Origin of the sequence: Halolamina litorea, assembly GCF_026616205.1 — an archaeon.
GTDB lineage: Archaea > Halobacteriota > Halobacteria > Halobacteriales > Haloferacaceae > Halolamina > Halolamina litorea.
The window spans coordinates 1,072,729-1,092,878 of sequence record NZ_JANHGR010000001.1; the positions used below are offsets into that span (position 1 = coordinate 1,072,729).

Consider the following 20,150-nt stretch of genomic DNA (forward strand, 5'->3'; position numbering starts at 1 on the left):
GGACTGTCAAGGACTCCGACAGTACACGGCTTCAGGATTCACAAACGTTTTGTCCGTCGGTCACCCGCTCCCAGACGTGACGCAGTCCCCGACGGCTCGGCGCGAGCGCTCGCCCGCAGCCCCGGCCGTCGGCCCGGTCGCCGCTAAACGCGACAAACGCTGATTCTCCCGCTCTCGGCCGGCGTGGCGTCCGGTCGCTGGTGGACTCACGATCGCACTGCGCAGCGACCGCTCCACACCACACCCAAATGACCGAACCCTTCAGCGGGGTTTTCCCCGCTATGACCACTCCCTTCGGGGAGGACCGACGCATCGACCACGACCGACTCGCCGCCGACGCCCGGCGCCTCGAAGCCGCCGGCGTCGACGGTCTCGTCCCCGTGGGCTCCACTGGCGAGTCCGCGACCCTGACCCACGACGAACACGCCGAAGTCGTCGAAACCGTCGTCGACGCCGTCGAGGACGTGCCCGTCATCGCCGGCGCAGGGTCGAACTCCACCCGCGAGGCCGTTTCCCTCGCCGAGGACGCCGAAGAAGCCGGCGCCGACGCGATCCTGCTGATCTCGCCGTACTACAACAAGCCCGAAGCGGCGGGCTACCTCGACCACTACCGGACCATCGCCGACAGCGTCGACCTGCCCGGGATCGTCTACAACGTGCCCTCGCGCACGGGCCGGAACGTCCCCATCGACGTGGTCGCCGAACTCGCCGAACACCCGAATATTCAGGGCTACAAGGCCGCCAGCGGCGACCTCGGGCGCGTCTCGGAGGTCATCGAGCGCACGCGCGAGGAGGCGTTCTCCGTGCTCTCCGGCGACGACGGCCTTACCCTCCCGATCTGCTCGCTGGGCGGCACCGGCACGATCAGCGTCGTCGCCAACGTCGAACCCGAGCGCACCGGCGCGATGGTCGGCGCCGCGACGGCCGACGACATCGGCCGCGCCCGTGACCTCCACTACGAACTGGCGCCGCTGATCCGTGAACTGTTCGCCGAGACCAACCCGATCCCGGTGAAGGAGGCCATGGCGATCCGCGAGGGGCACCCGCCTCACGTTCGTTCGCCGCTCACCCGGCTGTCGGAGGACCTCCGTGCCGACCTCACCGACGCGCTCGCCGACCTCGAAGACGACGCGCCGGAGGTGCCAGCCTGATGGCGGCGACGGACGGCGACGGTGACGCCGATGGCCCCGTCCGTCTCGTCGTCACCGGCGCGACCGGCCGGATGGGCGAAGAACTCAGCGACGCCGCCGGCGACCGCGAGGACGTGCTAGTCGTCGCCGCCGTCTCCCGAACCCCCGGCTCCGTGGCCGCCGAAGCGGCCGTCGGCACCCACCTCGACGCGGCGCTCGCGGACGAGGACCACGTCGACGCCGTCGTCGACTTCACTGCGCCCGAGGCGACCGCCGAGTACGCCGGCATCGCCGCCGAGCACGGCATCGCGTTCGTCACCGGGACGACCGGACTGGAGGGCCACGACGCCGACCCGCTGGGTGCGCTCGACGCCGCCGCCGAATCGGTGCCGGTGCTCCACGCGAGCAACTTCTCGCGGGGCATCGCCGCGCTCCGGAGGGCGATCCGCGAGGCCGCCACGTCGCTTCCGGGCTACGACGTGGAGGTCACCGAGACCCACCACAACGGCAAGCGCGACGCCCCCAGCGGCACCGCGCTCACGCTGGTCGAGGACATCGAGGCCGAGCGACCGGACCTGACCGAACGCCAGCACGGCCGCGAGGGCGAGGCGCCACGCGACGACACCGAGATCGGCGTCCACGCCCGCCGCGCCGGCGACGTGACCGGCGAGCACGAAGTGCTGTTCGCCGGCAACCGCGAGACGCTCTCGCTCTCGCACTCGGCGGGTGACCGCGGCGTGTTCGCGGAGGGCGCGCTGGACGCCGCCGCCGCGCTCGCCGGCCGCGACGCCGGCCGCTACACGTTCACCGACCTGCTCTGAACCGACGACTGACCACGACCGCTCACCAACCCCGACCACCACCAATGACCCTCGAAACCGAGATTACCGACCTGTGGACCCGCTACCAGAACGACCTCACCGCCGCCGACGCCGGCGCCGACGAACTCGACACGCTCGATGCCTTCCTCGCCGCGCTCGAAGCGGGCGAGTACCGCGCTGCCGAGCAGGTCGGCCCCGCGGAGTGGGAGGCCGTCGAGTGGGTCAAGCAGGGTGTCCTGCTCAACTTCGGCCTGCGCGAGACCCAGCCCCGGAGCTACGGCGGCGTCGACTACTATGACGTGCTCCCGCTGCGTGAGACCGACGACCTCGCCGACCGCGGCGCGCGCAACACGCCCGACGGCACCGTCCTCCGCCCCGGCTCCTACCTCGGCGAGGACGTGATCATGATGTCGCCCAGCTTCGTCAACATCGGCGCCTACGTCGACGACTCGGCGCTCGTGGACTCCAACGACGTGGTCGGCTCCTGTGCCCAGATCGGCGCCGACGTGAAGCTCGGTGCGAACACGCTGATCGGCGGCGTGCTCGAACCGGTCGAGGACGCCCCGGTCGTCGTCGAGGACGGCGTCTCGCTGGGGGCGGGCTGCCGGGTCACCTCGGGCTTCGTCGTCGGCGAGAACTCCGTCGTCGGCGAGAACACGCTCCTCACGCCGCGCATTCCGGTCTACGACCTCGTTGAGGAGGAGGTCGTCTACGGCCACCTCCCGCCCGAGCGGCGTGCGTTCCAGCGCTACGTCGAGTCCTCGGTCTCCGAGGAGGAGCTGATCCCGGGCAAGGCGTACAAGCCCGCCGTCGTCGCCACGAGCCTCGAACAGGAGACGCTGGAAGCGACCCAGCGCGAGGGCGCGCTCCGGGAATGAGCGACGACGGCTCGCCCGCAGTCCGCCGGCTCGGCAACTGGGACGCCGAGGGCCTCCGCGCCCTCGCAGAGGAGCACGGCACGCCGCTGTACGTCTTCGACCCAGCGCGGGTCCGCGAGAACTGTCGGCGCCTCCGTGGGGCGTTCCCCGACGCCGAGGTCCAGTACGCCGCGAAGGCCCACACCGCCCGGCGAACCCTCGAAACCGTCCACGACGAGGGGCTGGCGGTCGAGTGTGCGTCGGCCGGGGAGGTCCGGCGCGCGCTCCGAGCCGGCGTCCCGGGCGAGGACGTGACCTACACCGCGGTCAATCCGCCCGCCGCGGACCTCGAGTACGTCGTCGGCGCGTGGCGGGACCACCCCGACCTGACGATCACCGCCGGCGCCGCTGACACGGTCGATCGGCTCGAAGAACGGGGGTTCGACGGCCGCCTTCGACTCCGGGTCAACCCCGGCGTGGGCGCCGGCCACCACGAGAAGGTGGTCACCGGCGGCCACCCGAAGTTCGGCGTCGGCCTCGACCGCGCGCCGGCACTCGCCGCCCGGATCGACGAGTCGTTCGCGTTCGCCGGTATCCACGCCCACGCCGGCTCGGGAATCTCCGGCGACGACCTCGCGGACCATCGTGAACTGGTGCGCCGGATGGGCGAACTGGCCCGCGACCTCGAAGCCGACGGGGTTCCGGTCGAAACCGTCGATGTAGGCGGCGGTTTCGGCGTTCCATACCGCGAGGACGACCCCGCGCTGGACCTCGACGCCGTCGCCGACGCGACCCGGGAGGCACTCGGGGAGATCGAGGGCCAGCTTGCCGTCGAGCCGGGGCGCTACGTCGTCGCCGACACGGGCGTCCTGCTGACGAGGGTGAACACCGTGAAGGACGCTCCGGAGACCGTCGTCGCGGGTACCGACGCCGGAATGACGGCGCTGCTGCGCCCGGCGATGTACGACGCCTTCCACGCCGTGCGGAACCTCGGCAGGGGTGGGGACCGCCCGGTCGACGCGGACCGCGAGACGGTTGGCGTCACCGTCGCCGGCCCGGTCTGTGAGACCGCGGACCTGCTCTGTGAGAACCGGCCGCTCCCTCGCCCCGCCCGTGGCGACCTGCTCGCGGTCGGCAACGCCGGCGCGTACGGCTACGAGATGGCGTCGACGTACAACAGTCGGCCCCGCCCTGCGGAGGTCACCCTCGCGGGTGAAGTCCTGCGCCGCCGCGAGACGCTCGCGGACGTGAGCCGCCTCGACGCGCCGGGAGACTCAACCCCGCACAGCCACGAGGGGGAACCATGAGCGTCCCCTTCGAGAAGTACGACGGGGCCGGCAACGACTTCGTCGTGGTCGACGACGAGGACTGGGACTCGGCCGTTAGCGAGCACGCGAGCGACGGCGACGCCGACGGGTCGGCGGAGGACACCTCGCCAACCGCCAGCCGTGCGGCGTTCGCCCGCATCCACTGCGACCGCGAGGTCGGCGTCGCCGACGACGGTGCCGCCCGCCACGGCGCCGACGGCGTGCTGTTCCTCTCGCTGGCCGAGGGGAGCGACACCGCCGAAGTCACCATGACGCTCGTCCAACCGGACGGCTCCATCGCGGAGATGTGTGGCAACGGCGCCCGCTGTGTCGCCGCGTGGGCCGCCGACCGCTCGGGCGCGACGACCATCGACATCGACACCCCCGCCGGCACGCGCCGCGCGGTCGTCGAGGGTGACGAGGTCGCCGTCGAAATGGGCGAGCCCTCCTTCGCTCCCGCTGACGTGCCGCTCGCGGGCGAGGAGCCGCTGATCGACGCGACGCTGGACGAACTCGACGGCACGCCCGCCGCCGGGCTCTCGGTGACCGCCGTGAACACCGGTGTCCCACACGCGGTCGTCTTCGTCGACGACGTGGACGAGATCGACATCGACGCCGTTGCCCCGCCGATCCGCCACGCCGAGGCGTTCCCGGCGGGCACGAACGTCACCTTCGCCTCCCGAACTGTCGACGGCGCGGGGTTCCGCCAGCGCACCTTCGAGCGCGGTGTCGAGGGGGAGACGCGAGCCTGCGGGACCGGCGCCGTCGCCGTCGCTGCGGCCGCCAAGCGCCTCGCCCGACTCCCCGATGGCGGCAGGGGCGACGAGTGGCTCACCGTCTCGCCGCCCGGTGGGGACCTCGGGGTCACCGTGCCCCCGGATGGGCCAGCGAGGCTGCGCGGCCCTGCTGAGAAGCGCTTCGCCGGCGAACTCCCGGCGTTCGACGACGACCGGATCGACGGGGCGGGGGACGAGCAGTGAGCTTCGATCCCGTCTCCTTCCTCGCCACCGCGGTACGGGACGACTCCACCGAGGACGTACGCGGCACCCGCGACCTGCTGCTCGACGCACTGCGTGACGGGGGCCACGACCCGCGTGTCGACGCCGCCGGGAACGTCCGGGCCAGCCGGGGGTCGGGTGCGCCTCATCTCGTGTTCAACACCCACATCGACACGGTGGCGCCCCACATCCCCTTCGAGCGCGACGGCGACCGGATCCGCGGCCGCGGCTCCTGCGACGCGAAGGGGCCGCTCGCGGCGCTCCTCTCGGCGTTCCTCGACGCCGAGTGGGACGGCGAGGGAACGCTCACGCTCGCGGTCACGCCGGACGAGGAAGTGCTCTCGACCGGTGCTCACGCGCTGATGACCGGTGACGTCCTCCCCGGCGGGCCGGGCGAAGCCGGCGCCGAGGTCGACCCCCTGCCAGCAGCCGACCCCCCGCCCGACGCATACGTCGTCGGCGAACCGACCGGGCTCGACGCCTGTACCGCCGCCCGCGGGCGGTTCGAGGGGACTATCGAGGTCTCGGGGACCGCCGCCCACGCCGCCAGCCCCGAGTCGGGTGTCAACGCCGTCTCGGCCGCGGGCCGTCTACTCGGCGCGCTGGAGACCTTCGACACCGTCGACGCACACCCGCAGTTGGGCGAGGCGACGCTCGTCCCGACGGGGATCGAGGGTGGGGAGTCGACGAACCAAGTACCCGCGGGCTGTGCGATCACCATCGACCGCCGGAGCGTCCCGCCGGAAACGGCCGAGGGGTTCCGTTCGGCGCTCGAAGCGCACCTCCGGGACGCGCTCGACGCCGCGGACGGCGCCGGCAGCGACGCCGACGTGTCGGTCTCGCTGACGGCGCGGGAGACGCCGTTCCTCGAGGCGTTCGCCACCGACACCGGGGAGCCGGTCGTCTCGGCCATCGCCGACGCCGCCGCGGCCGCGAGCGTCGACGCGGGACTGGACGAACGCGGCGAAACACGGCCGTTCGGTGCGGCGACGGAGGCGTCCTACTTCGCGCCGGCGCCGACCGTCGTGTTCGGCCCGGGCCACCTCGCCGACGAGGACGGAGCGGTCGCCCACGCCGAACGCGAGTACGTCGACGTGGCCGCGGTCCGGGCCGCGGCCGCGGCGGTCCGAACCGCGACCGAGCAGTTGCTGGGGGACGGCGACCACACGGCGGACTGATCGGATCGGCCACCCGCTTTTTTGGAGCCGCACCGAGTGCTCGGAGTATGGCACGGTTCGTCGACGGCGCCCGGCTCGCGCGGCTCGGGCTGCTCGTCGCCGTCTCGACGCTCTCGCTCACCGCGAGTTTCGTCGGGGTCGTGGCGCTGGCCTCCGGCGAGGTGCAGGACACCGGTTCGCGGCTGCCGCTCTACGTCACCGCCACCGCCGTCGTGTTCGTCGCCGGCGTCGTCCTGTTCGAGGGGACCCGCCACCGCGGCCGACGCGCACTCGTCGGGTCGGTACTGTCGGCGCTCGCGACGCTGTTCGTCGCCGCGCTCGGCGGCGAGGGTCTCGTCTACACGCTCGCCAACCCCGAGGCGGTGTTCGAGGTCCAACTGCTCGGCTATCTGGTCTCGGCGGCGCTGCTCGGCACCGGCGTCGGCTACTGGCTGTGGCGAAACTGGGAGATGCTCCGCGTCGCGGGCATCGGCGACGCGCTCTGAACGGCGCTCGAGGCGCCGAGCGGCGTCGGACCGCGTCGGCCGTCGCCGCCCGGACCTCTACCCGAGGAACAGGTCGACCATGTTCCCGGTGCTCTGGCCGCGGTAGAGCTCCGAGTAGCCACAGTTCGCACAGGTAACGACCTTGAAACTCCGGTTCTGGATGTCGAACATCTTCGAGAGCCCGGTGCCGCTGGTGGCGATCTCGTCGATCTCCGTCTCGGAGTGGCCACACTTCGGGCAGCCGTTCTCGTCACCCGCTCGCGGGCCGTCGTCGGTAGGAGGGCACATGCAGCGGAGCGTTTCAGGCGGCGACTCAAAAAGCTACGCCCGAAACCCGTTTGTGGTGCCCGGCCGACGACGTGGACATGCCCGCGTTCGGTATCTTCGCCCTGTTCGCGCTGGCCGCCATCGGCGGCACGCTGCTGCTCTGGGCCGCCATCGAGCGTGAGACAGACGGGAACCCACGGATGAGCCGTGCCGACGCCGAGCGGACGGTCAGACAGGATACTAACGAGGCCCGACGGGACGTCGACGAGCGCGACACCACCGACGACACCACCGACTGGGGCACCGACACGGAGTGGGGAGTCGAGGAGGATCGGTGATTTCGCTCCGGTTCGTGTCGGAGGCCGTCGCCGTGGAGGCGTCGACGCGGGCCGCCCACGACTTCGTCGGCGCGCTCGACGACGAGGTTTCGCCACCGTTCGAGTGCATCGCCGGCCCCGGGACTACCCGTTCAGTTCGTCGACAAGTTCGTCGGCGATGCCGGTGTATCCGGCCGGCGTGAGCGCGCGCAGTTCCGCGCGCACGTCCTCGTCCACGTCGAGGTCGTCGAACAGGTCGCGGAAGTCCTCGAGCGTCACGCGCTGGCCGCGGGTGAGGTCCTTCACCCGCTCGTAGGCCGCGGTGTCGCCCTCGCGGCGGAGGATCGTCTGGACGGCCTCGCCGATGATCTCCGGAGTGGCCTCCAGTTCCTCGCGCATCACCTGCTCGTTCGGGACGACCTTCCCCAGCCCCGACGCGGTCTTACGGTAGCCGATCAGGCAGTGGGCGAAGGCGGCACCGACGTTTCGCTTGACCGTCGAGTCGGAGAGGTCCCGCTGGAGCCGGGAAGTGGTGACGTAGTCCCGAAGGAAGGTGAGGTCGGCGTTGGCCTTCGAGAGGTTCCCCTCGCTGTTCTCGAAGTCGATGGGGTTGACCTTGTGGGGCATCGTCGAGGAGCCGGTCTCGCCGGCCTCGCTCTCCTGGCCGAGGTAGCGGTCGGAGACGTAGCGCCACACGTCCCGGTCGAGGTCGACGAGGACGTTGTTGACGCCCGAGAGCGCGTCGAACAGCGCCGCGAGGTCGTCACAGGGGTTGATCTGCGTCGCCAGCGGGGTGTGTTCCAGTCCGAGGCTGTGGACGAACGCCGCCGAGAACGCCCGCCAGTCCTCGTCGGGGTAGGCGGCGACGTGGGCGGCGTAGGTGCCCGACGCGCCCGCGAGCTTTCCGGAGAGTTCCTCGGCGGCCGCGCGGGCCCGTGCCTCGGCGCGCCCGAGTCGGGCCGCGAAGACGGCCATCTCCTTCCCGAACGTCGTCGGCGTCGCCGGCTGGCCGTGGGTGCGTGCGAGCATGGGTACGTCACGGTGCTCCCGGGCCATGGCGGTCAACGCCTCCCGGATCGAGGCGATTTCGGGCAGGAGCACGTCCTCGACGGCCCCCTTCGCGTTCAGCCGGTTCGCGAGGTTGTTCACGTCCTCGCTGGTGAGCCCGAAGTGGATCCACGGGTGGAGTCGTTCGGGGGTCTCGGTCCGGAGGAAGTACTCGACGGCCTTCACGTCGTGGTTGGTCGCCGAGAACTGTTCGGTCCCCTCCGTCTCGATCTGTTTGACCAGCGCGGCGTCCTCGGCGTCGAACTCGTCGACGACCGCCCGGAGGCGGGTTCGCTCGGCGGACCCGACCTCGCAGTCGACACCGTCGGTATCGGCGAGCGCGAGCAGGTACTCCACCTCGACGCGCAGGCGGGCCTCGATCAGCGCGGCCTCGCTCGCGTACGGCACCAGATCCGCCGTCTTGCCCGCATAGCGACCATCGAGCGGCGAGACGGCCGCCAGCAGCGACTCCCGGGGAAGCTCCTTCATGACGAACGCTCGCCCGGGCAGTCACAAAACCCTGCCGGAGCCGAGCGCGCCGATCCGCACTGTCGTGCATACGTTCGTGGGTATCTACCCCGATTCGCCGCTGATCTATGCCCGGACGTGCGTACCGCCCCTCGACCGATCGCAACGCTCTTTGCACGTTCGGCCCGCCAGTCGACCATGAAGATCGCCGGTATCGCGGGCAACCGCGGTCGAAACCTCCTGCACATTGCGGACATTTCGCCCGGCGGCGCCGAGCTCTCGGTCGTCGTCGCGAACGGCGAGGACGCCCCCGTCCTCGACGGCGCCGAGGATCGCGGCGTTCCCGCCGTCGCCGTCGAGCGCGGCGACGACGAGTCCCGCGAGGATCACGAGGCACGCATCCTCGACGCCCTCGCGGACTACGAGTTCGACGTGCTCTGTCTGGACGGGTTCATGCGGGTTCTGAGCCCGGAATTTCTGGACAGTGTGGACACCGTACTGAACGTCCACCCGTCGCTGCTGCCGTCGTTCCCCGGGGCCGATGCCCACGCACAGACCCTCGACGCGAACGTCCGGACCGCCGGGGCGACGGTGCACGTCGTCACAGAGGCAGTCGACGAGGGACCGATCGTGGCCCAGGAGTCGGTCCCCGTCTTCGAGGACGACGACGAGGCGTCGCTGAAGGAGCGCGTGCTCCACGAGGCTGAGTTCGAGGCCTATCCCCGCGCAGTCCGGTGGTTCGCCGAGGGGGCCGTCGAGGTCGAACGCGACGACGAGGGCCGACCGGTCGGCGTCGACCTCGCGGCCGACACCAACGGCGACCTCCCGGCACGCCGCACGGTCTCGAACCGCCGCGAGGACTCGCTGCGCTACGGGGAGAACCCCCATCAGGACGCCGCGGTGTACGCCACCGACGCGAGCGAGGAGCCGAGCGTCGTCCACGCGAGCCAGCTAAACGAGGGCGCGAAGGCCCTCTCGTACAACAACTACAACGACGCCGACGGCGCGCTGAACCTCATCAAGGAGTTCGAGGAGCCCGCCGCCGCGGTCATCAAACACACCAACCCAGCCGGCTGTGCGACCGCCGACACGCTCGCCGACGCCTACCGCGACGCGCTCTCGACCGACGCCAAGTCTGCCTTCGGCGGCATCGTCGCCCTCAACCGCGAGTGTGACGCCGAGACCGCGACCGAGATCGTCGACTCGTTCAAGGAGGTCGTCGTCGCCCCGGGCTACACCGACGACGCCCTCGACACCCTGACCGAGAAGAAGAACCTCCGCGTCCTCGACGTGGGCGACCGGACCGACGGCACTCTCGGCCCGGAGGACCGTACGGAGCGTTTCACCGAGAAGGCGCTCGTCGGCGGCCGGCTCGTGCAGGAGCGCGACCGCTCGACGATCACGCGCGACGATTTGGAGGTCGTGACCGAACGGGAGCCGACCGACGAGCAGATCGACTCGATGCTGTTCGCTTGGAAGGTGCTCAAACACGTCAAGTCCAACGGCATCCTGATCGCCGACGGCACCGAGACCGTCGGCGTCGGCATGGGGCAGGTCTCCCGCGTCGACGCCGTCACGCTCGCGGCGATGAAAGCCGAGAAGGACGCCGAAGGGAAGTCCGCCGAGGGCGCTGTCGTCGCCTCGGACGCCTTCTTCCCGTTCCCCGACGCCGTCGAGGAAGCCGCCGAGGCCGGCGTCGAGGCGGTGATCCAGCCCGGCGGCTCCGTCAATGACGACGACGTGATCGCGGCCGCAGACGAACTGGGGCTGGCGATGGTGATGACCGGCCAGCGCGCGTTCCGGCACGACTGACCGGGTCGCCCCGTTTATTCCACGGCTTCCACGTTCGTGTATGTCTGTCGCGTGGTGACGGTGGATTTATGCCCTTCTGTGCAATCCATCCACGCGTTCCATGCGAGAACTACTCACGATGTGGCGCGACACGCGGATGGTAATGTTGGTGGCCGTCGTCGCGGCGGTGTACGCGGCACTGTTGATTCCGTTCAAGCTATTCACGATCCTTCCGGGACTGACGAGCATTCGCCCGGCGAACGTCCTCCCGGTGTTCTTCGGCATCGCGTTCGGCCCCGCTGCGGCGTGGGGGTCGGCGATCGGGAACCTCATCGGCGACGTGTTCGGCGGGACGTTCGGTCCCGGCAGCATCGGCGGGTTCGTGGGGAACTTCTTCTTCGGGCTGGTCGGCTACAAGCTCTGGGGGAACCTCGGCCCGCTCTCGAGCGGCGAGGAGCCCGACTTCCGGAACCAGCGGCTCCGACAGCTGATCGAGTACGTCGCCGTCGCCGTCGCGGCCGCGGCGGCGTGTGCGGCGATCATCGCGTGGGTCGTCGACGCGCTGGAACTCGTGCCGTTCTCGGTGCTCGGGCCCATCATCCTCACGAACAATGCGGTCTCGGCGGTCGTGCTCGGTCCGCCGCTGTTCTACCTCGCCTACCCCCGCGTGAAGGAGATGGGGCTGCTCTACCCCGACGTGCTCCGGACCGAGGACCTCCCCAGTCGGGCGAACTCCGCCGGAGCGTTGGCGATGCTGGTGGTGCCGCTCGTCTGGATCGGGATCGCGGTGCTGGTGCTCGGGGGAGCGCCCGGATCGACGGCCCAGATCGGGCTCGGCGCCGTCGGCTTCCTCGTCACCGCTGTCGCGGCGTACGTCGCCGGCGAGAACTTCTCGGCCATCGTCCGAGAAGCGTGAGAAGGGAAACGGCTTTCGGCGGCCGACACGGGTGTCCAGGCGATGAGTGACAGCGAGGACGTCGCCGTACGCCTCCGGGACGTGGTGTTCTCCTACGTCCGGGACGCGACGCTTCCCGACCCCGAGGTGCTGACGGGGGAAACCGACCCGGACGACCGGGAGGGTCCGGTCCTCCGCGGCGTCGATATGTCGGTGCCCGACAGCTCCTTTACGGTCGTGATGGGCGCCTCCGGCGGCGGAAAATCGACGCTGCTCCGCACGTTCAACGCGATCATCCCGGACTTCATCGACGGCTCGTTCCGGGGCGAGGTCGACGTGCTCGGCGTCGACGCCACCGAGACGCGGGTCAGCGAGATGGCCCGCGACGTGGGGATGGTGCTGCAGGACTACGAATCACAGCTGTTCGGCACCAGCGTCGAAGCCGAGGTCGCCTTCGGCCCGGAGAACCTCGCGGTGCCGCCCGCAGAGATCGAGCCCCGCATACAAGAGTCGCTCGAACTCGTTGGCCTCGACGACCTGGCGCCCCACCGCGAGCCCTCGGGGCTCTCGGGCGGCCAGAAACAGCGCCTTGTGTTCGCCGGCGTCGCTGCGACCCACCCGGAACTGCTCGTACTCGACGAGCCGACGAGCGACCTCGACCCCAAAGGAACCCGCGACATCGTCGACGTGGTGAACACGCTCTCGACCGGCGACGCCGCCGGCGGCGACTGGTCGGGGCCGGACACCATCGCGATGGTGACCCACAAGATCGAGGAAGCGCTGCTCGCTGACCACGCAGTGCTGCTGAAGGACGGCAAACCCTACCGCTCGGGTACGGTCCGTGAGGTGTTCACCGACACCGACGCGCTCGCGGCGGCCCGAGTCGCCGTCCCGCCGCTGGTCGAGGCGTTCGACGAACTCGGCTGGCCCGAGAACGACCTGCCGTTGCTGCCCGCGGAAGCCCGCACGCGGGTCGAGGCTGCCGACGCCGGGTACGAGGCGCCGGCCGACCTCGGCGTCGCGCCGGGCGGAACCGGCGCGGACCCTGGCGACCCGCTGTTCGAACTCTCGGACGTGCGCTTCGCCTACGAGACCGACCGCGGGCCGGTGACCGCCGTCGACGGCGTCGACCTGACGGTTCGGGAGGGCGAGGTGGTGGCGCTGGTCGGCCACAACGGCAGCGGCAAGACCACTCTGGCAAAGCACTTCAACGGGCTTCACGAGGCCGACGAGGGCACGGTCAGCTACCGGGGCCGGCCCGTGCCGGATTACGGGATGGGTGAGATCGGTCGCGAGGTCGGGTACGTGTTCCAGAACCCCGACCACCAGATATTCGCCGAAACCGTGCGGGAGGAGGTCGCCTTCGGCCCGGAGAACTTCGGGCTGGAGGGCGAAGAGCTCGACCGTCGCGTCGACCGTGCGCTCGAAACCGTCGAACTCGATGGGCTTGACGACGCCGACCCGTTCGCGTTCTCGAAGGGCCAGCGCCAGCGCGTCGCCCTCGCGGGCATCCTCGCGACCGACCCGGAGGTCATCGTCTTCGACGAGCCGACGACGGGGCTGGACGCGACCCAGCAGCGACAGTTCATGGACCTCGTCGCCGAACTCAACCGCGAGGAGGGGGTGACGGTGGTGATGGTGACCCACGACATGGGCACCGTCGCGCGGTACGCCCCCCGAACCGTGGTGATGCGGGACGGCGCCGTCGCCGACGACCTCCCGAGCAGAGAGCTGTTCGGCGACGATGCGACGCTCGCGGAGTACGACCTCGTCCCGCCGCACCCGGCGGCGTGTGCGAACGCGATCCGGGGCGACGAACCGACCGCGCTCACTGCCGACGAGTTGGCGACGGCGCTTGGCGGCACCGACGCGCTGGCGGACGCGGAGCCGGTCGGCGACGCCGCCTCGGCGACGACGGAGGGTGAGGACCGATGAGCAGCACCTCCCTGTACGTCGACGCCGACAGCTTCCTGCACCGTCTCGACCCGCGGGCGAAGTTGGCGCTCCTGCTGGCGATGGCGGTCCCGGCGTACACGTTCGGCCGCCCGGCGTTCATCGCGATCCCGTTCGTGGCGGCGCTGATCGGGCTCTGGATCGGCGGGGGGCTGCGCAACCTCCGGCGGGTCTGGTTCATCATCGTCGCGCTGTTCATCGTCGGCCTCGTCGTCTGGCCGGGGTTCGTCGAACGGGGCGGCCCGGTCGTCGTCGATGTCGGGCCGGTGTTCCTGACCGAGCAGCAGACGCTGTTCGCGCTCGGGCGCTCGCTGCGGATCACCTCCTTCATCCTTGGGGGGCTGGTGTACGTCTCGACCACCTCGAACGAGGAGATCGTCCGCGGGATGCGCGGGCTGGGGCTTCCCTACGCGTTCTGTTTCGCTGTCGGCACCGCGCTCCGGCTGTTCCCGACGTTCCTCGACGCCGCGGGGACGGTGCGGCAGGCCCAGGAGGCTCGCGGGCTGGAGATCTCCTCGAAGAACCCGATCGAACGGGCACGCAGCTTCATTCCGCTGCTGATCCCGGTGTTCATGACCGCGTTCCGGAACATCGAGACGCAGTCGATGGCACTCGAGGCTCGCGGGTTCGACACGCGGAGCGAGCGCACGTTCTACCGCGAGTCCACCTTCGCGACTCGGGACTGGCTCGCGGTCGGAGCCACCGTCGCGGTCTCCATCGCGTCGATCGCGCTGTCGACGGTTGGTGTCGGGACGTTCTGAGGGCGGACCGGACCGCCCGGCCGGTTTCCTTCAGAACGCGCTGCCCTCGTTGCGCCAGTCCTCGGCGTACTCCTCCTGTGCTTCGGTGACGGCGTCGATGTCGATGTCCAGCGTCGCCAGCTTGCGATCGGCCACGTCGCGGTCCAGCCGGTCGGGGATCGCGTACAGCCCCGGCCCGAGACCGTGATCACGCGTCAGCAGGTCGTAGGCGGTGACGAACATCATCGCGTGGGTCGTGTCGATGATCTCTGCGGGGTGGCCCTCGCTGGCCGGCCCGGTGAGGTTCACCAGCCGGCCGTCCGCGAGCAGGTTCAGGTAGCGGCCGTCGGGCGTCTCGTAGCGGGTGATCCCCTCCTTGGGCTCGGTGACGGTCTCGGCGTACGCCTCGAGGCCGTCGAGGTCGATCTCCACGTCGAAGTGGCCGGCGTTGGCGAGCTGGGCGCCGTCCTGCATCGCCTCGAAGTGCTCCCGGCGGAGCACGTCCCGGGTGCCGGTGCTGGTGATGAAGATGTCGCCGATCCCGGCAGCTTCATCCATCGAGGCGACGCGATGGCCGTCCATGTGTGCCTGCAGCGCCTTGCGGGGTTCGACCTCGGTGACGACCGTCTGTGCGCCCATCCCGCGGGCCTTGCGGGCGATGCCGCGGCCACAGTAGCCGTAGCCGGCGACGACGACCGTCTGGCCCGTGATGACGGTGTTGGTGGTGATGGAGACGTTCACCAGCGCGGATTCGCCGGTGCCGTGGACGTTGTCGAAGTAGTGCTTCATCGGCGTGTCGTTGACCCCGTAGACGGGGAACTCGAGCACACCCTCCTCGTCCATCGCTTCGGCGCGGGTGATCCCGGCAGTGGTCTGTTCGCCGCCGCCGAGTACGTTCTCGGCGACCTCGGGGTGGTCGTCGTGGACCTTCGCGATCAGTTCACAGCCGTCGTCGAGCAGGAAGTCCGGCTCCTGTTCGAGGAGTTCGTGCTGGGCCTCGTCGAACTCGTCGTCGCTCATCCCCTCCCAGACGTAGGCCGTGATGCCGGGCTGGGCGTCGAGGTACTCGACCACGTCGCCATGGGTGGACTGGGGCTCGGAGGCGGTGAACAGCACGTCCGCGCCAGCGCGGGCCAGCGCCTCGACCAGACAGCCCGAGACGGCCTCCATGTGGGTCGCGAGGCCGATCGTGTAGCCAGCGAGCGGTTCGTCGTCTTCGTGTTCGTCGCCGAGGGACTGGAGCACCGGCGTGTACTCCCGTGCCCACGCGAGCGGATCGTCAGTAGTTGACACGGCTGGACCGTTCGCCCCGGGGCCGATAAAGCGACCGAAGGCGGCCAACGTCGCGAGGGTCACTCGGCGGGAAAATATCCACCGGCCGACAATTGTACCACCAACACCTCTCAGGGCCCCACGGCTCCACCCTGTGGCGGCCCCCATCGACGACACGCTCACGAGACGACGCGAGCCGTTCCGCTGGGTCGCCACGACGTGATCGACGGTTAGCGCTACCTCCGGCGACGCCGCCCGCGTCCGAAACGGCCAAACGCCCACCGGCCGCAACGTCGACCATGCACTACCACGAGGCCGCGAACTTCCTGTTCGACCTCCGGCGGTTCGGCGTGGACCCCGGGGTCGAGTCGGTGCAGGACCTGCTCGCGGCAGTCGGCGTGGATACGGCCCCCGAGAGCGGCCCCGCGTACGTCCAAGTCGCCGGCACCAACGGGAAGGGCAGCACCGCCCGGATGGTCGAGTCCGCGCTGCGGGAGGCCGGGCTCTCGGTTGGGCTCTACACCTCGCCCCATCTGGAAACGATGACCGAGCGGGTGCGGATCGACGGCCGGGAGATGCCCCGCTCGGCCGTCGCCGAGTTCGTCGGGGAGACGAAACCGTGGCTGGTCGACCGCGCCGCCGACGGCGCGCCGCTCACGTTCTTCGAGGTCGTCACCGCCATGGCGATCTGGCAGTTCGAGCGCGCCGACGTGGACGTGGCCGTGCTGGAAGTCGGCCTCGGCGGCGAACTCGACGCGACCTCCGCGATCCAGCCGGTCGCGAGCGCGCTCACGAACGTCTCGCTCGAACACACGAACGTCCTCGGTGACACCGTCGAGGAGATCGCCGAAACCAAAGCCCACGTCGCCCCGAAGGACCGCCCGCTGATCACCGGCGCCGAGGGCGCGGCGCTGTCGACGATCCGCGAGGTCGCCGAAGATGTCGGCGCGACTGGCGTCGTCACCGTCGGCGAGGACGACTGGCAGGGCGAGGGCGCGACCGAAGCGGACCGCCACGCTGGCGGCGCGCATCCGGACGTCACCGTCGCCTACGACGGCCGGGTGACCCACCAGCAGGCCGCCGTCTCGGTGGCCGCCGACGACTGGTCAGTCGACGCCGAGATCCCGCTGCTGGGCGAGCACCAGGCGATGAACGCCGGGATCGCCTGCACGCTGGCCCGACAGGTCGGCGCCGAACTCGGCGTGGACGTGGACCGGACCGCGCTGGAGCGCGGGTTGGCCCGCGCGGACTGGCCGGGGCGCTTCGAAGTGATGGGTCAGTCGCCGCTGACGGTGCTCGACGGCGCACATAACCCCGAGGCCTGCGAGACCGTCACCCAGACGCTCTCGACGTTCGACTACGACGACTGCCACCTCGTCGTCGCCGCGATGCACGACAAGGACACCGCGGCGATGGCGGCGGCGCTACCCGATGCCACGGTGACCACCTGTGCGCCCGCTATCGACCGGGCGGAGGACCCCGAAGTGCTCGGGCGCACGTTCGAGGACGCCGGCTACGACGACGTGACCGTCACCGGCTCCGTGGCCAACGCGCTCTCGAAAGCGCAGGCGGCCGCCGGCGACGACGACGCGGTGCTCGTGACCGGGTCGCTCTACGCCGTCGCCGAGGCACGAACGACGTGGACGCGACTCCACGTCCCCAAGCGCGTCGACTCAATCGGCGAGGCCGAGACGGTCCTGCGGGACGCACAGGTCTCCGAACCCGGCATCTGGCGGATGCGCGGGAAGGCAGACCACCGCGTGCTCCACACGCGGGTCCAGGAGCGACAGGCCGAGTACCTCAAACAGGAGATGCTCTCGCTGGACGGCGAGTGCTCGGCCTCCGCGCTCCGGTCGGGCGGCGAACTCCACGACGTGGTGCTCTCCGGGACGATGGCGCAGTTCAAACGGCTCGCCGAGAAGCTACAGGGCCAGCCCTGGGGACTCTCTGAGTTGGGCGAGGAGATCCGCGAGCAGTTGGGCATCCAGCACAGGCCACCAGAGCGCGACCTCCCGTGGCCGGAAGACCGCACCGCCGTCATGGGGATCCTGAACGTCACGCCGGACTCGTTCCACGACGGCGGCGAGTACGAGCGGATCGAGGACGCCGTCGCTCGCGCCGAGGCGATGGTCGACGCCGGCGCCGACGCAATCGACGTGGGCGGGGAGAGCACCCGCCCGGGCGCCGACCCCGTCGAGATCGAGGAGGAACTCGACCGCGTCGTTCCGGTCGTCGAGGAACTGGCCGAACTGGACGTGCCGATATCGGTCGACACGCGCCGACCCGAGGTCGCCCGCGCCGTCGTTGCCGCCGGCGCCGACGTGCTGAACGACGTGGAGGGACTGAAAGACCCCGAGATGCGCCGTGTCGTCGCCGAGACGGGCGTCCCGGTCGTCCTGATGCACTCGATCGAGGCGCCGGTCGACCCGAGTACGGAGGTCGAGTACGACGACGTGGTGGAGGAGACCGTACGCGAACTCAAAGCCCGGCTGCTTGCCGCCGAGAAGGCCGGTGTCGCCCGCGAGCAGGTCGTGATCGACCCCGGTATCGGCTTCGGCAAGACCGCCCGGGAGTCCTTCGAACTCCTCGACCGACTGGCGGAGTTCGACGCGCTCGGCTGTCCGCTCCTTTTTGGCCACTCCCACAAGTCGATGTTCGGGCTGACCGGCGAGGAAGCGGGCGACGCGCCCCACTCGACGGTCGCCGCGACCGCGCTCGCGGCCCGCAACGGCGCCGACGTGGTCCGGGTCCACGACGTGGCCGCGAACGTCGCCGCCGCGAACGTCGCCGACGCCGCCGACGACCCGGAGGGGTTCGAGCCGTGAGCGGCGACACCCCCGTCGGGGAGTTCGGGCCGTACGAAGCGGTCTACGCCGATCCCGAGGGGCAATCGACGGCTGCCCGGCAGGCCAAGACCGCCGCGGAGTACGGCTTCGACGGGATGGTCGTCCGCACGCGCGAGGCGGACTACGACCGCCACGAACTCGCTGACCGCCAGGGAATCGACGTGGTTCGGGGCATCGAGATCGACGCCGCCGACCCCGAGGGCGCGAGTGGCGCGGTCGGGAACCACCGGAGCGACTGCACGGTCCTGCTGGTCCGCGGTGGGACGGACGCACTCAACCGGTTCGCGGTGGAACAGGACCGCGTCGACGTGCTGGCGCGGCCCTTCGAGGGCGGGGGCGACGTGAACCACGTCCTCGTGAAGGAGGCCGTCGAACACGGCGTGCGTATCGAGTTCGACCTGGGGGTGGTGCTCCGGGACGACGGCGGCACGCGGGTCCGGAAACTCCGGAAACTCCGGAAACTCCGGGAGCTGATCGACTACTACGACGCGCCGTACGTGGTGAGTGCGACGCCGACCTCCCACCTCCGGCTGCGTGCCCCCCGCGAACTGGCCGCGCTGGGCGAACAGATCGGCCTCGGCGCCGACGGCGTCCGGGAGGGGTTGGCCGAGTGGGGACGGCTCGCGGTTCGGAACCGCGAGCGCCTGTCCGATTCGTTCATCTCTCCGGGGGTCAAACGGGGGCGATACGAATGAAGCGCTCCATCGCCGACCACGCCGCCCGGTTCTCCGAGATCGCCGAAGAGTACGACGAGGCACAGGACAGCGACGAGTACGCCGCCTGCGCGTCGATGGTCGTCGAGGCCGCCGACCCCCGCCCCGAGGAGACGGTCCTCGACCTCGGGACGGGCACGGGCGCAATTGCGCTCGCGCTGGCGCCGGCGGCAGGCCGGGTGATCGGCCGGGACATCAGCGAGGGGATGCTCGCCGAGGCGCGGCGCAAAGCCGAAGCCGCGGGCCACGGGAACGTCGAGTTCGGCGAGGGCCGCTTCCGCGAGCCGAACGTCCCCGAGGACGCCGACGTCGACGTGGTCGTCTCCAACTTCGCGATGCATCACCTCGCGGACGACGAGAAACGCGAGGCCATCGACGCCATCGCCGCCATCGACCCGCGGCGGTTCGTGCTCGGGGACGTGATGCTCTCGGCGGCGATTCCCGAGGGCGAGGAACAGTACGCGCCGGAGGTCGACGATCCGGCGACCGTCGGCGTCCTCGTCGAGGCACTGACCGACGCGGGCTTCGTCGTGAGCGACGCGACACTCGTGGGCGACCAGTACGGGGTGCTCGTCGCCGACCGATGAAGCACCTCCCCAAACACCTCCAGCCGCGCTGGCGCTACCTCGCGGTGGCGCTGGAGACGTGGCCCGACGCCGAGATCGGTCGGCGCGCGTTCCAGCGCGAACTCTGGTACGCGGGCCAGAACTTGCTGGGCGACCCGGGGAGCGCCGACGCCGACCTCCGACTGCTTCGCTACCGCCTCGAGGACGGCGCCGGCGGCGCGGTCGTCCGCGCCCGCCGCGGCGAGGTCGAGGCGGCCCGTGCCGCACTGGCCTGTGTGGACGAGGTGAACGGTCACCCCGTCGGCCTGCGGGTCACCGGCGTCTCCGGGAGCGTCGCCGGGGCTTCGGAAAGCTATTTAGGCGATCCAGCCCCCAACTCCGAGTTGAGAGAGGTCGCGTTCGAAGGTGCGGATCTCCCGGCCCACCGCCGGCACGGCGTCGTCGACATCGAGGCGCCCGCGGGCTGGCTCGGCGCGACCGTCAACGAGACCGACTGACC

19 protein-coding genes are annotated in these 20,150 nt (G+C 70.6%); 16 read left to right on the forward strand and 3 right to left on the reverse strand.

Going from position 1 to position 20,150, the window contains the following annotated elements:
- Positions 1–248: 248 nt before the first annotated feature.
- The 7 genes from dapA to NO998_RS05685 are packed head-to-tail and all read left to right on the forward strand — an operon-like array spanning position 249 to position 6,776.
- Positions 249–1,151: a 4-hydroxy-tetrahydrodipicolinate synthase gene (gene dapA / locus NO998_RS05655; RefSeq protein WP_267646097.1), complete on the forward strand. Its 903-nt coding sequence runs from the start codon at positions 249–251 to the stop codon at positions 1,149–1,151.
- A complete protein-coding gene (dapB, locus tag NO998_RS05660) occupies positions 1,151–1,951 on the forward strand; it encodes a 4-hydroxy-tetrahydrodipicolinate reductase (protein ID WP_267646098.1) in 801 nt (266 codons plus the stop codon). The genes dapA and dapB overlap by 1 nt, the downstream gene beginning before the upstream one ends.
- Positions 1,952–1,995: 44 nt before the next feature.
- Positions 1,996–2,829, forward strand: coding sequence for a 2,3,4,5-tetrahydropyridine-2,6-dicarboxylate N-succinyltransferase (locus NO998_RS05665; protein ID WP_267646099.1), 834 nt, complete (start codon positions 1,996–1,998; stop codon positions 2,827–2,829).
- Positions 2,826–4,115 (forward strand): diaminopimelate decarboxylase, encoded by a 1,290-nt coding sequence (gene lysA / locus NO998_RS05670; protein WP_267646100.1) that lies wholly within the window; start codon positions 2,826–2,828, stop codon positions 4,113–4,115. The genes NO998_RS05665 and lysA overlap by 4 nt, the downstream gene beginning before the upstream one ends.
- Positions 4,112–5,095, forward strand: coding sequence for a diaminopimelate epimerase (gene dapF, locus NO998_RS05675; RefSeq protein WP_267646101.1), 984 nt, complete (start codon positions 4,112–4,114; stop codon positions 5,093–5,095). Before lysA ends, dapF begins: the two co-directional genes overlap by 4 nt.
- Entirely contained in the window at positions 5,092–6,291 is a 1,200-nt protein-coding gene (locus NO998_RS05680) for a M20/M25/M40 family metallo-hydrolase (protein ID WP_267646102.1), read from the forward strand. Before dapF ends, NO998_RS05680 begins: the two co-directional genes overlap by 4 nt.
- Positions 6,292–6,338: 47 nt before the next feature.
- Entirely contained in the window at positions 6,339–6,776 is a 438-nt protein-coding gene (locus NO998_RS05685) for a hypothetical protein (protein WP_267646103.1), read from the forward strand.
- Between the two features lie 57 nt (positions 6,777–6,833).
- On the opposite strand, the gene NO998_RS05690 is transcribed toward NO998_RS05685, so the two are convergent.
- Positions 6,834–7,064, reverse strand: a complete 231-nt coding sequence (locus NO998_RS05690; protein WP_267646104.1) for a zinc ribbon domain-containing protein — start codon at positions 7,062–7,064, stop codon at positions 6,834–6,836.
- 77 nt (positions 7,065–7,141) lie between these two features.
- On the opposite strand from NO998_RS05690, the gene NO998_RS05695 reads away from it, so the two are divergent.
- On the forward strand, positions 7,142–7,381 hold the full coding sequence (locus NO998_RS05695) for a DUF8143 family protein (RefSeq protein WP_267646106.1): 240 nt from the start codon (positions 7,142–7,144) through the stop codon (positions 7,379–7,381).
- A 123-nt stretch (positions 7,382–7,504) separates the two neighbouring features.
- Here the strand turns inward: NO998_RS05695 and purB are convergent, their stop codons facing one another.
- On the reverse strand, positions 7,505–8,896 hold the full coding sequence (purB, locus tag NO998_RS05700) for an adenylosuccinate lyase (RefSeq protein WP_267646107.1): 1,392 nt from the start codon (positions 8,894–8,896) through the stop codon (positions 7,505–7,507).
- Between the two features lie 177 nt (positions 8,897–9,073).
- On the opposite strand from purB, the gene purH reads away from it, so the two are divergent.
- The 4 genes from purH (at position 9,074) to NO998_RS05720 (ending at position 14,275) form a co-directional block, all read left to right on the forward strand.
- Positions 9,074–10,687, forward strand: coding sequence for a bifunctional phosphoribosylaminoimidazolecarboxamide formyltransferase/IMP cyclohydrolase (purH, locus tag NO998_RS05705; RefSeq protein ID WP_267646108.1), 1,614 nt, complete (start codon positions 9,074–9,076; stop codon positions 10,685–10,687).
- 100 nt (positions 10,688–10,787) lie between these two features.
- A complete protein-coding gene (locus tag NO998_RS05710) occupies positions 10,788–11,582 on the forward strand; it encodes a QueT transporter family protein (protein ID WP_267646109.1) in 795 nt (264 codons plus the stop codon).
- A 42-nt stretch (positions 11,583–11,624) separates the two neighbouring features.
- Positions 11,625–13,496 (forward strand): ABC transporter ATP-binding protein, encoded by a 1,872-nt coding sequence (locus NO998_RS05715; RefSeq protein WP_267646110.1) that lies wholly within the window; start codon positions 11,625–11,627, stop codon positions 13,494–13,496.
- On the forward strand, positions 13,493–14,275 hold the full coding sequence (locus NO998_RS05720) for an energy-coupling factor transporter transmembrane component T family protein (protein WP_267646111.1): 783 nt from the start codon (positions 13,493–13,495) through the stop codon (positions 14,273–14,275). Before NO998_RS05715 ends, NO998_RS05720 begins: the two co-directional genes overlap by 4 nt.
- A 30-nt stretch (positions 14,276–14,305) precedes the next feature.
- On the opposite strand, the gene NO998_RS05725 is transcribed toward NO998_RS05720, so the two are convergent.
- The gene (locus tag NO998_RS05725) at positions 14,306–15,547 is read right to left on the reverse strand and encodes an adenosylhomocysteinase (protein WP_267646112.1); all 1,242 of its coding nucleotides are present in this window, start codon (positions 15,545–15,547) and stop codon (positions 14,306–14,308) included.
- Positions 15,548–15,825: 278 nt separating this feature from the next.
- Between NO998_RS05725 and folP the strand changes: the two genes are divergently transcribed.
- Genes folP through NO998_RS05745 form a run of 4 tightly spaced genes read left to right on the forward strand, consistent with a single transcriptional unit; the run spans position 15,826 to position 20,148 of the window.
- Positions 15,826–18,351 carry a dihydropteroate synthase gene (folP, locus tag NO998_RS05730; protein WP_267646113.1) on the forward strand — a complete coding sequence of 842 codons (2,526 nt, stop codon included), beginning with the start codon at positions 15,826–15,828 and terminating at the stop codon, positions 18,349–18,351.
- Complete coding sequence (locus NO998_RS05735; protein ID WP_267646114.1) at positions 18,348–19,067, forward strand: RNase P subunit p30 family protein; 720 nt, start codon at positions 18,348–18,350, stop codon at positions 19,065–19,067. The genes folP and NO998_RS05735 overlap by 4 nt, the downstream gene beginning before the upstream one ends.
- Positions 19,064–19,672 (forward strand): class I SAM-dependent methyltransferase, encoded by a 609-nt coding sequence (locus NO998_RS05740; protein ID WP_267646115.1) that lies wholly within the window; start codon positions 19,064–19,066, stop codon positions 19,670–19,672. Before NO998_RS05735 ends, NO998_RS05740 begins: the two co-directional genes overlap by 4 nt.
- A complete protein-coding gene (locus NO998_RS05745; protein ID WP_267646116.1) occupies positions 19,669–20,148 on the forward strand; it encodes an Rpp14/Pop5 family protein in 480 nt (159 codons plus the stop codon). Before NO998_RS05740 ends, NO998_RS05745 begins: the two co-directional genes overlap by 4 nt.
- Positions 20,149–20,150 lie beyond the last annotated feature (2 nt).

Bases quoted from the DNA above. Each gene is read 5' to 3' on its own strand.
- dapA (WP_267646097.1), top strand. From the start codon at position 249: ATGACCGAACCCTTCAGCGGGGTTTTCCCCGCTATGACCACTCCCTTC.
- dapB (WP_267646098.1), top strand. From the start codon at position 1,151: ATGGCGGCGACGGACGGCGACGGTGACGCCGATGGCCCCGTCCGTCTC.
- NO998_RS05665 (WP_267646099.1), top strand. From the start codon at position 1,996: ATGACCCTCGAAACCGAGATTACCGACCTGTGGACCCGCTACCAGAAC.
- lysA (WP_267646100.1), top strand. From the start codon at position 2,826: ATGAGCGACGACGGCTCGCCCGCAGTCCGCCGGCTCGGCAACTGGGAC.
- dapF (WP_267646101.1), top strand. From the start codon at position 4,112: ATGAGCGTCCCCTTCGAGAAGTACGACGGGGCCGGCAACGACTTCGTC.
- NO998_RS05685 (WP_267646103.1), top strand. From the start codon at position 6,339: ATGGCACGGTTCGTCGACGGCGCCCGGCTCGCGCGGCTCGGGCTGCTC.
- NO998_RS05690 (WP_267646104.1), bottom strand. From the start codon at position 7,064: ATGTGCCCTCCTACCGACGACGGCCCGCGAGCGGGTGACGAGAACGGC.
- NO998_RS05695 (WP_267646106.1), top strand. From the start codon at position 7,142: ATGCCCGCGTTCGGTATCTTCGCCCTGTTCGCGCTGGCCGCCATCGGC.
- purB (WP_267646107.1), bottom strand. From the start codon at position 8,896: ATGAAGGAGCTTCCCCGGGAGTCGCTGCTGGCGGCCGTCTCGCCGCTC.
- purH (WP_267646108.1), top strand. From the start codon at position 9,074: ATGAAGATCGCCGGTATCGCGGGCAACCGCGGTCGAAACCTCCTGCAC.
- NO998_RS05710 (WP_267646109.1), top strand. From the start codon at position 10,788: ATGCGAGAACTACTCACGATGTGGCGCGACACGCGGATGGTAATGTTG.
- NO998_RS05715 (WP_267646110.1), top strand. From the start codon at position 11,625: ATGAGTGACAGCGAGGACGTCGCCGTACGCCTCCGGGACGTGGTGTTC.
- NO998_RS05720 (WP_267646111.1), top strand. From the start codon at position 13,493: ATGAGCAGCACCTCCCTGTACGTCGACGCCGACAGCTTCCTGCACCGT.
- folP (WP_267646113.1), top strand. From the start codon at position 15,826: ATGCACTACCACGAGGCCGCGAACTTCCTGTTCGACCTCCGGCGGTTC.
- NO998_RS05740 (WP_267646115.1), top strand. From the start codon at position 19,064: ATGAAGCGCTCCATCGCCGACCACGCCGCCCGGTTCTCCGAGATCGCC.
- NO998_RS05745 (WP_267646116.1), top strand. From the start codon at position 19,669: ATGAAGCACCTCCCCAAACACCTCCAGCCGCGCTGGCGCTACCTCGCG.